The 20,164-nt window shown below is 67.8% G+C and carries 6 protein-coding genes; all 6 read right to left on the reverse strand.

Annotated features, from left to right (window positions below; all coding sequences use genetic code 11):
- Positions 1-2: 2 nt before the first annotated feature.
- Positions 3-7,241 (reverse strand): beta strand repeat-containing protein, encoded by a 7,239-nt coding sequence (locus AC1DFC_RS18135; RefSeq protein ID WP_478179724.1) that lies wholly within the window; start codon positions 7,239-7,241, stop codon positions 3-5.
- A 2-nt stretch (positions 7,242-7,243) separates the two neighbouring features.
- A complete protein-coding gene (locus tag AC1DFC_RS18140; RefSeq protein WP_478179743.1) occupies positions 7,244-14,512 on the reverse strand; it encodes a hypothetical protein in 7,269 nt (2,422 codons plus the stop codon).
- A gap of 215 nt (positions 14,513-14,727) precedes the next feature.
- The gene (locus AC1DFC_RS18145) at positions 14,728-17,637 is read right to left on the reverse strand and encodes a beta strand repeat-containing protein (RefSeq protein ID WP_478179725.1); all 2,910 of its coding nucleotides are present in this window, start codon (positions 17,635-17,637) and stop codon (positions 14,728-14,730) included.
- A gap of 141 nt (positions 17,638-17,778) precedes the next feature.
- Positions 17,779-18,363: a hypothetical protein gene (locus tag AC1DFC_RS18150; protein ID WP_478179726.1), complete on the reverse strand. Its 585-nt coding sequence runs from the start codon at positions 18,361-18,363 to the stop codon at positions 17,779-17,781.
- A 461-nt stretch (positions 18,364-18,824) separates the two neighbouring features.
- A complete protein-coding gene (locus tag AC1DFC_RS18155; protein ID WP_478179727.1) occupies positions 18,825-19,715 on the reverse strand; it encodes a LysR family transcriptional regulator in 891 nt (296 codons plus the stop codon).
- Positions 19,703-19,903 carry a hypothetical protein gene (locus AC1DFC_RS18160; RefSeq protein WP_478179728.1) on the reverse strand — a complete coding sequence of 67 codons (201 nt, stop codon included), beginning with the start codon at positions 19,901-19,903 and terminating at the stop codon, positions 19,703-19,705. The genes AC1DFC_RS18155 and AC1DFC_RS18160 overlap by 13 nt, the downstream gene beginning before the upstream one ends.
- Positions 19,904-20,164 lie beyond the last annotated feature (261 nt).

The raw sequence follows: 20,164 nt of genomic DNA on the forward strand, positions 1-20,164 counted from the left end.
GCTCAGTTCACCTTGACGGTGAAGAGAACCGTGCCCGACGCGCCGGGGTCCGGCGGCCCCGTGAACTTCCAGCTCAGCGCACCCGTTCCACCCTCCGTTTGCGCGGCAGTGCAATCCACGGCCGGAGCCGGGGCCGGGTTGGCGGGCGTGATCTTCTGGCAGCTCGCGAGCGTGGCCGGCGTCGTGTCCGCCTGCGCCGCAATGAACGCCGTGTATTGCGGCGTCGTGTCGTTGACCGTCAAGCCGCTGATCGGGGTCGTTCCGTTGTTGGTATAGGCGATGCGGTACTCCAGCGTGTCGCCGGGCTTGGCCTGGTTGTTGATGCCGAAGCTGCCGCTGCGTGTCACGTTTCGTACTTCCTTCTTGAGGTCCAGCGCACTGGTCGACACGGTGGTGATGTCGGTCACCGTGTAGGTGGCGTTCAGGCCGGGGCTGGCGTTGGTGAAGACGAAACTGGCCTGCACGGTGCTGGTGTTGTTGTTGCCGTTCATCGCATTGGCGGGAATGAACTCCTGCATCACGACGCAGACGTTCTGTCCAGTGACCACGGTCACCGGCACGGCCGGCGGGTAGAGCAGCGCCGCGCCGGCCTGCAGTGCGCCGGTGCAGCCGGTGTCGGCAAAGATCTTGCCGCTCCAGCCGCTGAGGGTCGGTGTATCGACGGAGGTCGGGATGTCGAAGCTCACGGCCCCGCCGGTTCGCGCGGTGAAGGTGTGCGGATAGCTCACCGTGCTGCCGGGAAGGCCGTTCTTGGCGCCGTCTGTCGCGAGCGTGTTGCGGTCGACGTCGCCGAAGTTCAGATCCGCGTGGCCGCTGCTGTTCCAGGTAAAGGCGATGCGGTCCGGCGTGCCATCGCGGGTGTAGGTGTAGGCGGTACCTGAGTTGGTCACGGCCTGGCCCGAGGGCAACTGCACGACACCCAGCGAGGCGCCGGTGGAGATGCGCGACACCGTGTTGGTTTCTTCCACGCACAGCGCGTCACCGGTGCCGACGGTGAAAGGAACGGCCAGCGCGTACTTGCCCGTACCGTCGGTGACGGCGGTCGACAAGATCGTTGCCGCGCAGTCGGTCAGCCGCACGCCGATGCCGCTGAGCCCGGTTTCGCCGCCATTGATGAGTCCGTCGTTCGCGATGCCGCCCGCCGTGCCGTTGTCCAGGAACACCCGGCCGGTCACGTTCTTGGGATAGCCGTTCACGAAGGTACAGGTGATGGCCGCGCCGGCGACCATGTTGGCCGCGGGGATGGTCAGCTGATTGCCCGTCAGCGTGCCGAAGGGCGCGGCCGGAGTGGCGCTGTTCGCGTCCACGCAGCTCGCGCTGATCGGGTTGGCCGGCCAGCCCGCCGGCGAGCTTTCCCTGATCGCGACCCCGACGCCGGCCCTGCCGGTGATGTTGGCGGCACCTTCGATGCTGTCGTCGCCGACGACGGTGATGCTGTCGGTCGCCACCGAAAGGCCGCTGAGCGCGAAGCTGAACAGGTTGCTGCCGATACCGCCGATGGTGGTCTTGACGATCTGCACCCGTGGATACGGCGGCGTATAGGTATTGGTGAAGGTGCACGCAATGTTGCTGCCCGCCGTCGTGGCGGCGGCATCGAGCGTCACCTTGCGGTTCGGCAGATCGGGCGTGGCGGTGCCGCCGGCGCCCAGGCCGGTACAGCTGACGCCGGTCAGCGCGTAGTCGGCGGGCAGCGGATCCTCGGTGATGGTCGTCACCGTGCTCGGCACCGCAAGGGTCTGGATCGTGCCCGCGACTGGCGTGCCGACTGCGGTGGTGGTGAGGCTCTGCGCCGTCAGGCCGTTGTCTCCGGTAAAGCCGTAGGTGCCCGTGGCGCCCATGGAGACCTTGCGAATGGTCACCGTGGCCGATGCGGAATTCGTGAACACGCACTGCAGCGTCTTGCCCAGCTGCACGCTGCTCGTAGGAATGGTGTAGGTCCGCCCGCTCGCGCCGGTGCCGAGGCCTCCGACCGGCGTTCCGGCGTCGGTACAGCTCGCACCCACCAGATGCCAGCCGGGCACCGCGGGCTCGGTGATGCTGATGACCGTGTTGCTCACCTTGGCGCTGAAGGCCTGCACGCCCGCCGCCGACGTGTCGCCGTCCACCTGCGTCGGCGTACCGACGGCGGCAGTGCTGACCGTACCGCTTGCCTGCGTGGTGTTGGTCAGGTTGAAGCCGAAGGGACCGCCGGCGCCGCCGGTGGTGGTCTTCTGCAGGTTGACTGCCGCCGGCGTACAGAGCGCGCTGGCGGTGGCCTGGGCCAGGAAGCCCTGGGCGGGGGCGCCGCTCTTGATCTGGACGACAACCGTGTTGGAACCCGACTGCCAGTTGTTGACCAGCGTGGTGCTGGCCGCGGCACCTGCCACGAAGCCTCCATAGACGTACGGGCTGGCACCTCCCTGCGGCACGCCCGGAACGCTCTGCAGCACCCCGTTGATGTAGACGGCCGCGACCGAGTTGTCGGAATAGAAGTCCAGCTTCAGCGCAAAGGTCGCCGGATTGACCGACGGCGCCATGTTGAAGGTGAAGCGATGGTAAATGTCGACATTGCCCGCATGGTTGGTCGCGTATTGCGAGATCCAGTTGGCATTGCCGAACGGCGAGGCGATCCAGCTGCCCGGCGCCTTGTTCCCGACGTACGAGCGCGCCCAGGTGGCCACGCTGGCCGGGCCGCCGGCCGCCGTGCCGATGCCCGACTCCCACACCGGATCACGCCCGGCCGCCACCGGTGGCCCCACGGGACCGTCGAAGCCGGTATTGAACACCGCGGCATTGGTCGAGCACATCACCGTCGGCGCAACGGGCGGCGGTGGTACGCCCGTGTCGAGGGAATTCGTGAAGGTACAGACGATGTTGCTGCCCGGCGCGGTGGCTGCCGCATCGAGGGTGAGCACACGCCCGTTGCGCGAGGCCGATCCGCCGGCGCCCAGGCCGGTACAGGAGGCGTCGATCAGCGCATAGCCGGCCGGCGGCACGCCTTCGGTGATGGTCGTGGCCGCATTGGCGGCCGTGAGCGTCTGAATCGCCGTGGCGACCGGCGTACCGGCCACGGTGGTCGTGATGTTCCGCGCGACCAGGCCGTTGGTTCCGGTGAAGCTGAACGTGCCCACCCCGCCGAGCGAGGTCTTGCGGATGGTCACCGTCGGCCGGGTGCCGAACCGGTAGGGCTGCGGGCTCGGCAGGTAGCTGTCTGCGCCGACGCTGAAGTTGCCGCTCAGGACCGCGCCTCCCACCGTGACCTGCGTCGTGCTGTAGACCGCGGCCACGGTGCTGGTCGCGGTCACCTGGCAGATGCCCGCCGCCGTGGTGGTGCAGCTTCCGGCCGCACCGACCGCGCCGCCGTTGAAGGCGACGCTCGGCGTGGCGCCGAAGCTCACCACCGTGCCGGCCTGGACCGCGTTGCCGGACGCGTCGCGGATGAAGACTTCGAGCACGTCCTGCGCGGTGCCGTTGGCCAGCTGGTTGTCGGTGACGATGCGCAGGCCCGATTCGCTGCCGGCCGCGGGGCCGACGACGATGGTGGTCTGGGCGTTGTCGCAGCTCACCGTGCTGCTGGAGACGCAGCCGGCACCCGCGGCCGTGACCGGCACGCCCGCGCCGCTCGCGTTGGTGCTGGCGTAGTTGGTCAGCACGGTACCGGTCGCCACGATCGGTGCGGTCGCGTTGAGGGTGAAGCCGCGCACGCCCGTGGTGGCCGGAATGCCGCCGGCGGGCAGCGTCATGGTGCAGTTGAGCAGTGCACCGGGAGCGCTCGGAAGCGCGCCGCAATTCGCCGACGTTACGCCGGCGCCGACCACCACGGAGGTGGCCACCACGCCCGGTGGCAATTGCTCGCTCACGACCAGCGAAGTGCCGGTGGCCACCGGGCCCGTGTTGGCCAGGCTCAGGCCGTAGGCAATGGGGCCGCCGGCCCCGGCGGTCGCAGGCGCGGTCTTGTCCACCGCAACACGCGCGGTGGCCGTGTTGGTGAAGGTACAGGTGATGGCCGCCGCGGGCCGCATCACGCCGGCCGGCAGGGTGGCCGTGTTGCCGGTGAATGTCGCCAGTTCGGTGGCCGGGTTGCCGCTGGCCGCAGTCGCGGAGTCCAGGCAGGACACCGAGACGGGATTGGCCGGCCAGCCGGCGGGCACGCTCGACTCCTGCACCGTTGCCGCGGTGCCGGGGGCGCCCACGTGCACCGTGCCGGAGGCCTGCGGCGTGGCCAGCGCGGTAACCGCGATGCTGTCCGTCGGGTTGGTGACACCGGTCAGCGTAAAGCCGAAGGTGTGGGTGCCGGTGATGTTGGTCTTGGTCTTGCGCAGGGTGATGCGGGGCTCCCCGAGCACCGGCGTGGTCACGCTGCTCGTGCAGTTGCCCGTCGCGTTGCAGGACGGATCGCCACCGCCGGTGGCCGTCGCGGTGTTGGCCACGCTCGGCGACGCGCCCGGCAACGGGGTCACCGGAATGACGAAGGCCGTGGTGCCGGTGGTGGCCGCGAGCCCCGCGGGCACCGTACAGCTCACGACCTGCGCGCTCGCGCTGCAGCCGGCGGGCATGGTGCCGAGCGTCAGCGTCGCCGGCACGGTGTCGCTGATGGTGGCGGCAGCGGTGGTGGCCACCGGGCCGGTGTTGGTCAGCGTGAGCGTGTAGCTCGATGGCACGCCGACCGCAAAGCTCGCGGCGCCGGCGGTCTTCACCAGCTTAAGCTGCGGCTGGACTGTGTTGGTGAAGGTACAGGTGATGTTGCTGCCCGGCGCGGCGGCCGCGGCGTTCAGCGCGATCGTGCGCGTGGCGAGGTTCGGCGTGGCGGTACCTCCCGCGCCCATGCCCGTGCAGCTGATGCCGGTCAGTGCATAGGGCGCCGGCGGCAGGCCTTCGGTGATGCTGGTCGCGGTGTTCGCGGCCGCGAGCACCTGTTCGGCTGCGGCAATGGCAACGCCGTCGTCCTCCGTCGCCACGTTCGTAGCAACGAAGCCGTTGGTGCCGGTGAAGGCAAAGCTGTCGGTGCCGCCGATGGAAATCTTGCTGACCGTCATCGTCGGCAGCTTGGTGTTGGTGAAGGTACAGGCAATGTTGCTGCCCGCTGCCGTGGCCGCCGCATTCAGGGTGACGGCACGCGCTGCAAGGTTCACCGTGGCAGTGCCGCCCGCTCCCATGCCCGTGCAGGCGACGCCCTTGAGCTGCCAGCCGGCGGGCGGCACGCCTTCGGTGATGGTGGTGGCCGCACCCACGGTGGTCAGGCCCGATGGATCGCCTTCTTCCGGCGTACTGGCCGCGGAGGTCGTGATGCTCTGCGCGGCGAAGCCGTTGGAGCCGGTAAAGGAGAAGCTGCCTGTTCCACCTTCGGTCAGCTTGCTGACGGTGACGACCACACGGGTGTTCGTGAAGGTACAGGCGATGTTGGCGCCGTAGTCGGTGGCCGCCGCATTGAAGGTCACGCGCCGCAGCGCCAGGTCGTAGGTCGCGGTACCGGCCGGGGACATGCCGGTACAGGCGATGCTGCTCAGCGCGAAGCCGGCGGGCGGTGCGGACTGCTGCAGGATCGTCGTGGTGCTGGCGGTCGCCAGTTCCATGGTGGGCCCCGCCTGCCCTTGCCCGGGTACCGTCGTGACGATCGGGCTGGTCGGCGCCGCGCTATTGGTTCCTGTGAAGGCGAAGGAACCCACGCCGCCGTTCGACACCACGGTGGTCGTGACCTGGGGCGGCATCTGGGGCGGCGTGAGGTAGGCGAGAACGACGGTGTCGGTTTCATTCACCGCAATGCCGTCGTCGTTGTTCGCAGTCGCATCGTTGGGCACCGTGCAGTAGTGCATGTTGCCCGGCGCTGCCGCCTGCACGCACACCTTGGCGCCATTGACAACGGGGTAGCTGCCAGCCACGACAGTGGGCTGCGGAAACACCGGGATGTCGAAGCTGACTTCGCCGCCGTCCGTCATGTTAGGTCCGGTGGAGCCCGCCAGCAGCGTGGGGTTGACCTGGCAGGTCACCACCACCGGCGAGCCGGCCTTGGCGCAGTTGGCAGGCAGCGTGCCCGCGTCCCATCCGGCGGGAAGGCTCAGCACCGCGGTCGAGTTGTCGGTGGCCGTGGTGCGCCCCGGGCCGAAGTTCTTGGCCGTGAGCGTGACGTTGCGCTGCTGGCCATGGCTGGTCCAGGCATCCGGCGGCACGACAACGCGCACCTGCAGGTCGGGCCGGCCGGTGATGATGTTCGTGCAGGTGTAGTCCTCTTGGGTCGCGAGCGTGTGCGCGGTGGCGCAGGTGCCGGTCCTGACGAAGTTGTAGACGCTGACACCGCTCGGGGGCACCGCGCTGCCGCTGTAGCTGCTGCCGCCAGCCACGTAGGTCTCGTAGCTGTCCTGGTAGCGGGCGGTGTTGTTGGCCACCGTCGGCGGGTAGAACGGCAAGCGGCCCGCGGTCGGACGCCACGTGGCCGTGTTCGTGCTGGCGCCGAGCGCCTGGCTCCACGCGTAGTTGACGAAGCTGATGCGCTGCGAAACGCGTGCGTCGGGGAACTCGCTCCGCATACCGGCGACGCCGTCGATCAGTTCACCGCCGCCCAGGTCGACCAGGCCGTTGCAGGAGGTCGTTGACGAATACGCGCAGATGGTCCGCGGGGCGCGCAGGGGCCCCGGCACCGCCGAGCCGGCGCCGGTGCCGCCGTCGTTGGCTGTGATGCCCAGCGTGTAGCTTGCGCCTCCGGTCGCCGCCACGCGGAACCAGTCGCCCGCCACCACCGTGACCGGACGGCAGGTGAAGGTGAGCTGCGTCGGATAGATGGCGCCCGACCCGCCGTTGAACATGCGGTCGACGCCGCCCGTCACTGCAATCACCGTGCCGGCCGGGCAAGCTTGCGGACCGCGCAGCGTCATGCCGTTGATGGGGCGGCCCCAGACGCCTCCCTGGGTCGCCGCGCCGAAGGCGATGGTCGCAGCGGTCGCCCCTTCGGTCACCGTGAACGGAGAGCAGCGGAGTTGGTACGCGCGCAACCCGCCGGTCAGATTGGCAAAAGTGCCGTTGACCGCGGCGCTGTTCAGCCGCTCCCACATCGTCAAACCGGTTGGAAAACCGTTGAAGCACTGAATCCTGGCATCCCCGCCGCGATCGGTGCCCAACACCGTGCCGTTGACCGGCGTCCCCCCCTGCGGCGTGATCACCTGTTGCGCATGCCCGGAAAGCGGCATGGCCAGCAGCCACAGCGCGCACAGGAGCCACCACCTTGCAGTGCCCGCAGTGGAGCGCAGCGTGTTCTTGAGTCTTTGCATGTTCATTTTTCTGAACTGGTTTTTTCTTCTGGGGACGGGGGGACCGGGGACTTGTCGATGTCGGAAGGAGCTTCCGGCTGCAGGGCGATGCCCGTCGGCTTGGGGGCGGCGGCCGATGGAAAGCCCAGCCCCGTCTCGTCGAACTTGAAGCGCAGCCGGAGGTAGGCACCCTTGCTGGTGTATTCGTTGGCCGTCAGGTCGCGGTCGCGCAGGCCGACGAAGTTGTAGCCCGCGGAAATCCACAGGTCCTTCGCCACCTGGTAGCCGAGCTCGACGCCCGCGGTCTTCTGCAGCGCGCCGCCCTTGCCGTAGAGCACGCCGGCCTGCACGCCGAAGTCCCAGTCCTTGTTGATGTCGTGGGTGTAGCGCGCGTGCAGCAGGTGGGCCCAGTAGCTGCTGGCCAGGAAGCCGTCGTCGGCGCGCGAGAGCTTGCCCGCATAGCGCGCGCTCAGCACGCTGCCGCGCTGCGGGTTGTAGTTCAGGTGCGCCGAGACGATGTCGGCGCTGGTGCTGCCCGGCAAGCTGGCGTTGCCGGAATCGCCGCCGAAGGCGCTGCCGCCGGTCAATGCGCCGGCGGCGTTGCCGTGGCCCGCGATGCGCTCCGAGCGGCGCTCGTAGCGTATCAAGGCGTTCCAGGTGTCGTCGTCGACCGGGCGGTACGCCATGCCGATCTGGTGGCGCTGCAGGTGGCGCTCGTTGCCTGCGTTGATGCCCTGCCCTTCGCTGTCGCTCATCACGCTGCGCGCCAGCAGGCTCCAGGCCGGCGTGATCTTGTAGCCGAAGCCGGCGCTGAAGAGACGGGTGTCCGCGTCGTCGCCCTTGCGCCCTTCGAGGATGCCGCTGAGCTTGTAGGTTTCGGTGAGGTACTCGACGCCCGCCGTGATGGCGGTGGATTCGCCCAGTCCGCCCGCGTAGCCGGTGCCGCTGTTGGCGCTGTTGGTGTAGCCGCCCATCCGGCGGGTGTGCTCGAGGCCGCCGGTCAGGCTGAAGTGGTCGGTGAGCTTGAAGGTGTTGCGCACGCCGGTGGCGGCCTGCCCGGTCCTGCCGTCCATGCTGTCGGCGAGCCGGTACTCGTTGTACAGGCGCCCGCCGTCCATGTAGTTGCTCTCGATGCCCAGGATGCCGACGTTGTTGGATTGCGTGGCGTCCAGCTGGGCATTGCCATACAGGCTGGAGATGAGCTCGTAGCGTGCGTAGACGCGCGTCTTGTCCGTGATCGCATAGTTGCCGCCGACGGCCAGCGTGTGGCGGTCGGATTGCTTCAGGTCCTGCTCGCCCTCGACGAAGACCTGGGCCAGCGGCACGCCCGGCACCTGGGCCGACAGGCGCGCGCGCAAGGTGGTCAGGCTCTCGGTCTCGGTTTTGGCGTTCGCAGTCGCCGCCGCGCCGAGCGCCGTCACGTTGCCGGCACCGACGCGGCTGCCGAGATTGCCGTTGTAGGTGGAGATCTCGCCGTAGTCGAAACCGGAACCCGAGGCGAGGCCGCTGCTGCTCTGGCCGTGGCGCAGGCCCACCTCCGCGACGATGTTGTCGTCCAGCTTCTTGCGCAGGCTCGCGCTGGCGCTCTTGCGGTCGCCCTCCAGCAGCGCGTCCTTGCTGTAGAGCGCTTCGGCGCGCACCGCGGTGTTGTCGTCGATCTTGTATTCGGCGCGGCCGGAGACCTCGGTGCGGCCCGCCGAAAAACTGGCGCCCGGGTTGTCGAAACCGGTGCTGGTCTTGCTGGCCAGCACCACCGCCGCGAGCTTCTCGTCCTGGTGGCGCACCTCGACGCGGCCGCCTTCGCCCTTGCCCTTCGCGTCGGAATCGGTGCGCACCAGTTCGGCTGCGGCCGTGGTGTTTTCGCCGAGGCGGGCCACCGCCGTCAGCGCGCGCAGCTTGCGGTGGTTTTCCGGGTTCTGGTCGGTGCTGGCGACCACGCCCAGTTGCAGGCGCTCCCCCACCTTGACCTGCACGTCGGTGCCGGCCACGGTGAACTTCGGACCGCCGCTGTCGACTTCGTAGGTGACGCGGATCGACTGCGGGTTGAGGTTGGCGTCGGCCGACGCAACGGCATGCGTGAACAGGATCCGGCGCGTGAGCGGCTCGACCGTATAGTCCACGAAGCGCGTGGCCGGCGTGCGCTGCAGCACGATGTCGGGCTGGTTGCGATCGCGCACCACGACTTCGATCTGCTCGCTGTTGTCGACGAACTCGCCGCCCGTGGCGCTCAGGTAGTACGGGCCTGATGTGCCGACGGCGCGGAACTCTTCGACCTGCTGCGTCTGCGCGGTGCGGGAGACGTAGCTGGTGGCGCGCACGTTGCTGGTCTCGTACACCTGCTTGAGACCGGTGAGCGCGCGATTGCTCTGGCTCAGGTTGCGCACCTCGGTGCTGCTGCTGGTGGTGAAGTCGCCATACAGCAGGTAGGAGCGGTTCTTGTCGATGCGCACATACAGCTTCTGCGTGCTCTGCGCGTCGAAGCCCTTGACCGACGAGTCGCCGTACACCGGATAGAACTCGTCGGGCCGGATGTCGCGGAACAGCCGGTCCTTGCGTGTCTTGTCGGAATCGAAGGCGGCCGTGAGCAGGTACTCGCCCTTGACGGTGCCCTTGAAGAAGAAGGCGGCGCGGGCGGCGGCGCGCCGGTTCTCGCGCTCCTCGGTGAGCCCCGTCAGTTCGGCCTCGAACGCCGCGCCGGCCGGCATGGCGCCGAGCGGCACGCTGCCGCGTTGGGTGAAGTCGAGCACGCCTTCAACGATGCCTACGCCGATCATCGGGCGCATCTCGGGCAGCAGCGCGAGCCGCACTTCCTTGACGAAGCTGCCGGCCGTCACGCGCAGGCGCGCATCGCCCGCCTCGCCCGGCGGCAGCAGGCGGAACTCGGCAGTGCCGCCGTCCATGAAAACCTGGGTGCCCGGCTCGGCCGGGTTCAGGTCCTCGTCGAGCCAGCGGCCGCGGTCAGCCTCCAGCGTGAGCTGGGTGCGCGCGGTCACGGGCACGCCGGCCGCGTCGGTCAGGCGCACCTTCACGATCACGGGTGTGCGCAGATCGGCGTACGCCGTCTCGGGCAGATCGATCTGGATGGCGCCCAGCTTGTCCGGCGCAACGATGCCGATCTGTTCGCTGCCGCGCACATTGCCGAAATCGTCCACCGCATCGAGCTGCAGGCGATTGGTTCCGGGTTGCAGCACCACGCCGATGTATTCCCAGGCGCCGATCCTGTTCGACGGCAGCTGCGTCTTCTTGCCGACGCGCCGCTCGTCGATGGCCTGGCCATTGACGCGAAGGCGCAGCGCCATGCCGGCCTCGCCCTTGACGCGCACGTTGATCGACTGGCCGGGAACGGTGTCGCCATCCTTCAAGCCGAGGAAGCCGAGAGCGTTGCTCTCGATCCGGGGCAGCAGCACTTCCAGCTCGATGGGGCTGGGCGCGGCTTCCGGCAGCAGCGGTGCGCTGCGCGGCTCCAGCATGGCGCCGGACGTATTGACCGGCCGGCTGGCGAAAGCGCCGACGCCAGCCGCCGCGCCGCCCGCGGCCGACACGCCTTGCGCGGCGGCCGGCAAGCCGTTCAGCGCGGCAAACAGGCTGCCGGCCGGGGTCGGCGCGGCCGAAGCCGTGGCACCCAGCGTGCCGCTCATGCTGCCCGATCCGGCACCGACGAAACTGCTGGCGTTGGCCGGCGCATCGGGCATCGCGATCAGCGGCGCGGACGAGGTGGTGGTGGAGCCGGTGCTGCCGCTGGCGAGCGCCTGGCCGCTGGCGGGCAGCGAGCGCAGGTCGCCCACTGCGACGATCTGGCCCTCCGCATTCAGGCGCATGCGCACCTGGGCTTCGGCTTCGGTGTCCGGAATCGCGGCAATGGCCGCGCGGCGCGCGACCACATCGGCCAGCGTCGCCTTGCTGTCGCAGTTGCCGATGACGAAGTTGGCCTTGTGGAACTCGCCCTTCTTCAGATCGACGAAGCGGCTCTCGGGGCTGCCCGCGTTGCGGTTGTCCAGCACTTCCAGCCGCGCGCCGGCGGGCAGCGTGGTCTGGTCGACGCGCAGCACGTGGGTGAGCGGCTTGAGCCCGTAGAGGCTCCACTTGCCCTCCACGTCGGTGACGACGTTGGTGCCGTCTTCCATGAACAGGCGCACGCCGGGCACGCCGATCTCGTCGCTGCCCTCCTGCTTGCCGTCGGGTTTGCAGTCCATGTAGACCTTGCCGAACATGAAGGCCTCGTCCGAAAACACGCCCCCCGTGACACGCACGGTCCAGTTCGCGAGGTTCGACTGCAGCGGCCCCGAATAGGCGCGCGCACGGTTGATGGCGTCTCCGTTGGTAGGAGCGCCCACGCCGACGCGCACGCGATAGCGCACCATGGCCATCTGGTCGACACCGAGCGTCAGCGTGGGGTAGCTGAACACCAGCTTCGGTCCCGCGCCGCCGACCGGATTGCCGGTCGCCGCGCCGTTCAGGCGGGCGCTGTTGCTCACATAGGCGAAGCCTGGCGGCAAGCTGTCGCTGAGCGAGATTCCCTTCACCGGGGAACCGGTCCTGTTCGTCACCGTCAGCGCGTAGTCCATGAAGTCGCCGAACTCGACCTGCCGCTTGCTGCCTTCCTTGCGCAACACCAGCCCGAGCACGTTGCCCGGGTCGAGCGGAATGTGGTTGTGCATGACGTCGCACGCTTCGTTCGACGCGTTGAAGCCGGCGGTGAGCGAGAAATAGTGGGTCGTGGGCTCCGCGCCCTTGGGCGGCAAGGCACCGGGCACGACCGGACCGCAGCTGCCGAAGGTGCCGGCCGTCACGGGGATCAGCTGGGACGGATAGACATAGCCGCTGCCCGCCGGGGGCGCCACATGCAGCGCGTACGTGCACAGGCTCGTGACCGGCGGCGACTGCAGGTAGAACTGGTAGCTGCCGTCGGCGCCGGTCGTCATGGAGACGCTGCCGTCGGCATTGAACGTGTAGGTGCCCGAGGAGCCGCCGTAGATTTCGGCCTCGGTCATCGGTGTCACCGACCCGCTGCTGCACGACTGCCGCGTGAACGTGACCACCGCGCCGGGAACAGGATCGCGCGTGACGGCGTTGTAGACCGTGCCGGCCGGGTCGGCCAGCAGCGACTGCACCGAACTCGCGGTGGCTGCAACCAGCATCGCGGGCGTGACGTTGACGGTGTTCTGGTCGAAGGCCGCGGCCCATGCCTTGTTGTTGATCGCCACGCGGCGGTCCCCTGCCCCCGGCTTCTGGGTGATGCGAACGGTGAAGCTGATTTCCTCGCTCTGGCCGGGCTCCAGCCCGCGGCTGCCGTCGGTCAGGCTGAGCACCACCTCGGTCGGCAGCTTGAATGCGTCGGTGCTGGCAAGCGCCTCGCGGTCGCAAGCGGCGCGCCCGGTGAAGCTTCCCGCAGCAATGAGCAACCCGCTGCGGACCTTGGGCGCGACAGCCAGTTCCCAGGACGCGACCAGGCCTTCCGGCTTGTCCATGTCGAAGGTGCAGTTCAGGTTGTCGATCACGCGCACGTGCGGCGCCGGGGCAACGCCGGTGTTCGTGACGAGCAGCCGGTAGTCGATTTCGTAGACGCCCTGTGCCACGCGCCGGGGCAGCGAGGCGCTCTTGGCGAGCGAGAGCGACGGAAGCTCCATCGACACCGGCGTCGGTGCGCTGTTGTTGTTCGGGTTGCCGTCGCCGTCCGGGTCCGGGTTGGCGCCGTCGACCGAATCGTCGAAGGCCACGGGCGCGCCGCCGGGCGTCAGCGCGCCCTGCGCACGCACGCTGTTGAGGAGCGTGCCGGTGCGCCCGTTGACGTTGATGCGAACGTCGAACTGCACGATGACCTGCGCGCCGACCGGCAGCACGGCCCCGGGCGCGAGCAGGCTCTGCGCGCCGGCGGTGCCGGTGAAGGCGTTGTTCGCGGCGGCCACGGTGCCGCCCACGGTGTTGCCCTGGTTGCCCGCGATCGCGATCGAGCCCGGCACCACCGTGTACTGGTTGGGGCCCGGCACCGCCGCGCTCGTGTAGCTGCCGAACTGGGTGGCGCCGCTGCCTTCGAGCAGGTCGGTCGCCTGCACGCCGTAGAGCCACACGGCGCCGTAGTTGCGCACGTCGACGCTGAAGCGCACGGTGGCGGTTCCGTCGAGCAGGCCATCGGCGCCGCGGTTCGCGCGCGGCGTCGAGGCGGTCTTGGCGACGCCGATGCGGCTCTGGCTCGTGGTGATGAGCACGGTGTTGGACGGCGACACCACCGGTGCGGTGCCGTCGTTGTAGTAGCTCTGCGCGGTGTTGCGGATGTCGCCGGTCTGGTCCGTCCGCACCAGCACCGCGAACTGCATCGCGATCGAGGCATTGCGCGACACGGCAGTGGGCACGCCGATCGCCACTTCGATCGCGGCGGCGTCGTCCGCCGTGCGGTAGCTGAAGGCCGGATCGCCCGGCAGGCGGAACAGGCGCACTGCGCCCGCGGCCGTGCTCTGCAGCGTGCCGGCGATGTACTGCGTGCCGACGGGCACCAGGTCGCGCACCAGTACCAGGCTGGTGGGTGCACCGTTCACCAGCACCGGCGTGCCGGCCGGCGCGGCGACATTGCTTGGCTGCGCATCGCGGGCGCCGATGTTGGTGCCCGAGACCGAAAAGTCGATGCGGGTCTGCCCCGGAACGATGACGCCCGGATAGCTCGCGCTCTTGGTGATGGCGAGCACCGCCATGTCGCCAACGGTCACGGTGTCGCGGTTGGTGGCGCTCAGGTTCTGCAACGCAGTGGTCGCCGTCAGCGCGACGCAGGCCATGCCGCCCGCAGTGGCCGGGATCGTCCCCCGTACCAGCAGCGAAGCCGTTTCGCCGGGCCGCAGCGCCAGCGCGCCGGGGGCGCCGAGCGGCACCACGGGATCCCCGGGATCCGCCACGCCGTTGTTGTTTATGTCGCGCACGATGCTCAAGGCCGAGAGATCGAGTGTGTCGGCCGCGCAGCCGTTGCCATTGTTGGCAAAGCCCAGCGCATAGCTCGAGGGCACGTTGCCGGTGTTGGTGAGCAGATGGCTCAGCGTGACCACGGTGGAGGGCGGCCGGGTGACCGCCTGGTCCTGCGTGAGCACCAGCGCCTCGACCGGCAGCACGTTCGCCACCACGCTGTTCGAGCTGGAGGTTTCGGTCTGCGCAAAGCCCGCCGGCACATAGCTGGCCCTGGCCACGTTGCGGATGACGCTGCCGCCGGGCGCAGGTGCGGCCTGCCCCGCAACGGACGCCAGGAGCAACGCCAGTCCGATCGCCAGCGTGGCGCCGGCCTGGCGCCATCGATGCGAGCCGCAGCTCAATGAGTCAGACAAGAATTGCACTCCGCGTCACCTTCCGTCGGCGCCTGTTGGGGCCGTCAAATACCTGGGTCTTTTTCCTCTGCCGCTGCCATGCGCGCTTGCGGCAACGCACGCGTCGGAAGCAGCAGGGGAAAAAGGCGAAGCGCACCCGGCAGGGCAACGCCTCGCGTAAAGCCGGCAGACCCCGCGAGGTCTGCCAGCGACTCAATCGCGCGTTACGGGTTGATGCGTACCGCGAAGGTCAAGGTGGCCGTGCCGGCTGGGGCCACGGTGTTGGCCGCGCTGCCGCAGCTCACCGCCGTCGCGGTCTGGGCATAGGCCAGCGCGGTGCCGGTCACGCCCGTGGAGACGCACTGGCTGGCTGGCTGCGTCGCACCGGTGAGGCTGGTGAATGCAGGCGCCGCGTCGTTGATCGCGATGTTGGTGATCGGCGCAGTGCCTTCGTTGGTCGCGACGACCTGGTACACGATGCACTGGCCGGGCTTCAGCGACAGGGGCGTCGCTGCGAAAGCGGCGTCAGCCGTACCGTCGCAGGCGATGTCGGCAGCCTGCGTCTTGACGACGCGGATCTGGCCGCTGATCACGGTGCTGATGTCGGTGGCCGAAGGCGCGCCGCAGTTCGGTGCCGGATCGGTGAACGTCGCCGTCACGGTGGCCGTGTCGGTTGCGCCGGCGCTGGCGCCGCCCGGTGCGAACACGCGCACCAGCAGCTTCTGCGTTGCGCCTGCCGCCAGCGGACCGGCGAGCGGGCCGGTGACGAGCGTGTCGCCCGCATCGATCTGGCCGTCGCCGTTGACGTCGAGGTAGATCGCGGTGGTCCAGCCCAGCGTCGCATCGCCTGCCGGCACGGTGGCCGTGAGCGTGTAAGCGCCGCAGCTCAAGGAGCCGGTGTTGGTCAGCGTGTGCGCATAGACGACGGTGCCGCCCGGAGCGACCTGGCCGACGTTGTTCGGCGTGAGCGTGGCACCCAGGGTCTGGGCAGCGACGACGGTCACCGCATCATGCTTGGCGTCGGACACGAGCACGCCGGTCGATGCCACGGCAGTGGATTGCACGCGGAAGTAGATCGCCTGGGCGGTCACCGGCGTCTGCGTGGCGGGAGGCGTCACGCAGGCGTCGACCTGCTGCTGCGCACCGGCAGCCACGGTCACGGTGGTGATCGCTGCGGCGGTACAGGTACCGCCCGCGGCCACGAACTTCACCGTCCAGCCCGCCGGCAGCGAGCCCGGGAAGCTGGTGGACTGGCTGGCCGCAAGGCCGTAGGTCTGCGTTGCAGGGCCGGTCGCATCGTTGTTCTTGACGAACAGCGTGAAGATCGTGCCGGTGCCGGCAGGCGTCGTGTTGGTCGTGGTCGGCTGCGGACTCGGGCCTGGACCCAAGTCACCGCCCGCCACCGAACCCGAGCCGGTACCGGCTGCGCTGTTGGTCAGGTCGACGAGCGAACCGACGACGATGGTGACCTGGTCGAGCGTGGCGTCGATCTTGGTCGCGTCGCCTGCCGAGCGGCCGGTCAGGATCGCGTTGAACGGACCCGAGCCCACCGTCGCGCTGGCCGGAACGTTGGCTTGCACCACGATGTTGGCGCTGCCGCCGACCGGAATCTGACCGGTGTCGGGCACGCCGTCGCCGGTGGTGTCGAGCAGCGGCGTCACGCCGTCTGCCGCGAACAGCAGGAAGGTCGTGCCCGCCGGGAACGTCCCGTTGGCGATGCTCAGGTTGATGCTGTCGACGCCGCTGCCGGTGTTGAACACGGTCTGCGGAAACTTGACGCTGCCGCCGGCAACCACCGAAGGCTGCGTGGTCGTGTCCGCCGCCGTGCCATTGGGCGTGCCCGCCACCGCGTCGACCGCCGTTGCCGCGGTCGAGGGGTTGGTACCCACGACGAGGCCGTAGCTGGCGACGACGGTGTAGGCCGCCGGGTTGGTGCTCGAACCCAGGGTGCCGATCGCGGTAGCGGTGGCAGCCGGGGAATCCGTCGGGTTGTACTGGCCCACGTTGGTCGTGGTCGAGGTGCCGACCACAGCCGTGTTGTTCACCAGCACGACGAAGCTGATCGTCTGCGTCACGTTCTGGCCGAGCGAGCTCACGACAGCGTTCAGCGTGCTGCCCGCCACCTGGAAGTCGATGCCGGCCGGATCGCCGCCGGCACCGTCGCCCAGGGCCACGCCGGGGGCGCTGCTCCAGACGGCAGAACCCGCGACATAGGTGAAGCCCGATGGCAACGTGTCCGACAGGGCGAACTTGCCGGGCGCTCCGCCGGTGTTGTTGAAGGTCAGCGTGTAGACCGTGTACTGACAGGTCGCGCTGGAAGCCAGGCCTGCAGCCCAGGTCGTCGAGCAGGAGGCTGCCGACGAACGCGGACCACCGGTGCTCGCGAGCGGCCAGGCCGCGCCGCCGGGGCCGGCCACTGCCGGGACACCGATCGACTTGGTGGCGCCGAAGGCGGCCACGGTGGTCAGGTTGATCTGGTCCTTGTCTGCCGCCGAGTTGTTCGGCGCCGTGTACAGCGCCGGCGTACCCGGGGTGGCCGTGATGGTGGCCGTGTCGAACGGAGTGGTCGGCGTGGTGGCCGTGCCAGGGATCGTGTAGGCCACGACGAACTGGAACGTGCCGTTGTTGCCGGGCACGGTCTGCGCGGGCACGCTGCAGACTGCAGCGGGCGCGGCCGTACACAGCGGGGTGGTGCCGTCGGGCACGCCGTCGCCGTTCGCGTCCGGATAGACCTCGACCTTCGAGAAGGCATCGTTGTCGGCATCCACCGTGATGGTGAAGGTGTCCGAGCCGTTGCCGGTGTTGGTCAAGATGTGCGGTGCGTACACCACCGAGCCTGCAGCGCCCAGCTTGGTGTTGACGACCGTCGTCGTGACCTGGTTGACCGTGTCCAGCGTGAAGGAGCCGACCTGCTGAACCGTGGTCTGAACCAGGTTGGAGGTCGCCAGCTGGGTGGTGCCGGACGAATCCGAATAAGTGGCCGAAGCCTGGTTACCGATGACGGTATTGGCGGGCGGCGGTGCGGCAGATGCGCTCGAGCTTCCAAACAGGAAGCCCAGCGACAGAACTGCAGCGCCCGCCCATGTGGCTCTCGGCCTCAAGCCGATGCGCCGGGTTGGCAAGGTGGGACTCACGTGGTTTCTCCTCGGTTGTCAAAAAAAAGAACAAAAAAAGCCCGACTCATGGATTCCGCGGGCGGAAGACATTGGCCGGGTTGCGCGCAATAGCAAAGGAAAGCAAGGAAACGGAAGCCAGGAGGCGAAACCACCACGACCTCAGCGCGAGGCAGCGCCTGCAGCGGACTGCACCGTCACGGGCGGCGCCTGCGGCGCGGCGGCGGAGGTCTTGGGCTCTGGCGGAACGACGATCTCGACCTTGGCGCGTGCAGTCACGGCGGTTTCGCCGCCGGCGGGCAGCTGGCCGAGCGTCCAGCGCAATGCGCGGTAGTCGCTGTAGGGCACTGGCTCCGTCTTGTTGTTCGCGGCCTTCCGCGTCAGCGGCTCGGCGCCGTAAACGCCGTCCTTGGTGGCCGCCTTGACCAGTGCGGCACCGGGCTTGGCGCTGCGCGGCAGGTACTCGAGCCCCTCGGGGATCGGCAGATCGGCGACCAGGCCGGAAACCGCCTTGCCGGTCTTGTTGACGTAGGTTGCCCGGTATTCCAGGATGTCGCCCGGCTTGACCGAGGAGGCGTCCAGCAGCTGCTCCTTGCCGTCCGCGGCCTTCACCACCTTGAATTGCGTCAGGGCGACCGCCACCGTTTTCTCGGCAGCGAGCGCGGACGGGGTTGCAACAGGCTGTGCCGAGGCCGGCGCAGCCAGGCTGGCCACGGCGATCATGCCGGCGCCAAAGCTTGCGGCCAAAGCAGGCAGCCTGCCTGCCGTGCGGAAAAAAGATTGAGTCAGTTTTTGTATAAGCATGATTGCTCCAGTTCAAAGATCACGGCAATTCGGCACGAATCGCCAGCGGGGTCACAAATACCTGGAAATAAGTCACAATGCAGCGAAACTTTTTTTCTGAGGACAACTCACAACAGACGTGAGCCTCTTAATTCGCAGAAATGTACGTTCGCTTGCACTTGTAAACAACGTCGATTTTGCCTGCAGCGACTACAGAAAACACGGTTCCAACCCTGAAAGTGGAGGTTTCGATTTTGGAACCTCTTTTCAATTTGCCCGCAAAGACCACGCACCGTCCTGCCAATGCGTGGAACTGCCTGCGGCAACGCACGGGCGTGCAGAAGCCCGGCTGAATCGCCGTTAAAAAAATGAACGTGGAGGAGCCGCCAGAGCCGCGCAGGCCTCCGGTGCGGCGCAGGCGAAATTCAGGCTTGCTCTAGCGCCTTGAAGATGAAATCGACGAAGGTTCTGATTTTTCGGGTATTGCGCCGCGCGGGCAAATACATCAGATTCAATTCTTCCGGCATCAATTCGAACGACGGAAGGACTGCGACCAAAGAGCCACCCCGGATCGCCGCTTTGGCGCAAAAAAGAGGGACCAGGGCGATTCCGCCGGCCGAGCAGGCCAGCCTCAGCAGCAACTCCGGATCGTTGGCCCGCAATACTCCCGCGGCGCTGACGACGTACTCCCGGTCAAGGCCCGGGACGGCCATTTCCATGGCCTGCCGCTCCGGACCGCTGGTCAAGAAGTAGTGTCCCGCGAGATCGTCGATCCCCTCGATCACCGGATGGCGCTCGAGGTACGAGGGTGCGGCGCACAGGACAAGAGCCTGCCTCCTGATACGTCTGGCGACGAAGTCTTCGCAGCCCTCGAGTCCCACCCGGATGATCACGTCGGCATCTTCGCGAAACAGGTCCACGCGATCGGAGTTCACGTCGACGGTGAGCTTGAGCAGGGGATGCGCAGCCATGAAGCCCGCCAGGTGCGAGGAGAGCAGCTCACGGCCGAGGTAGCCGGGAACCGAGATCCGCAGTTGGCCCGTCAGGGCTTCGTTGGTGTCGGAGAGCCGCGAGAGCGCCTGGTTCACTGCCTCCAGAACTTCCTTCGCCGTGGAAAGGAACTCGCGCCCTTCCCCGGTGAGACCGAAACGGCCTGCCCCCCGGTGCAGGAGCGTGTGGCCGACCAAGGTCTCCAGCCTCTTGAGCTGCCGGGACGCGGATGCCTTGGGCACGCTCAACGCGTCAGCCGCTTGCGTCAACCCTCCCACCTCGACGGCTTTCACGAAAAGCCGGACATCCGACATCAATAAATCCATGTTTCCTCGAACTTGAGTGCAACGCGCGCCCCTTCCGAACCTTTCTTCCGGGAGGGGGCATTGTTCAGCTCAACAAAAAAAGCTTCCACGAACGGCGCACTATTTCCGGCCTGCATCCATTCAAAATCAATCAAGCAGCCAGCTTGATTTGCCTCCAATACCAAAGCGCTTCGATATCCGTTCGGCACTCAATCCAATTCATGGAATCTATTTATTATTTGACTCACTCTTCATCAAAACACAGCTGCGCAAACAGTTCATTCGTTTATCTGAAATGAGATATCTCAGCGAATTCATCTACCGGCAAACACAGTGACGCCGCCAAATGCAATCCTCCATATTTTCATATCGCACCAAAATGGTGCTCACCATTTAATTGAAGAATATTCAAATCTTAACGAATGTAACAACGCAACATCGTGCGAATTTTGAGGAATTTTTGGCAATCC

The sequence above is a fragment of the Variovorax sp. 10L421 genome (assembly GCF_056395365.1).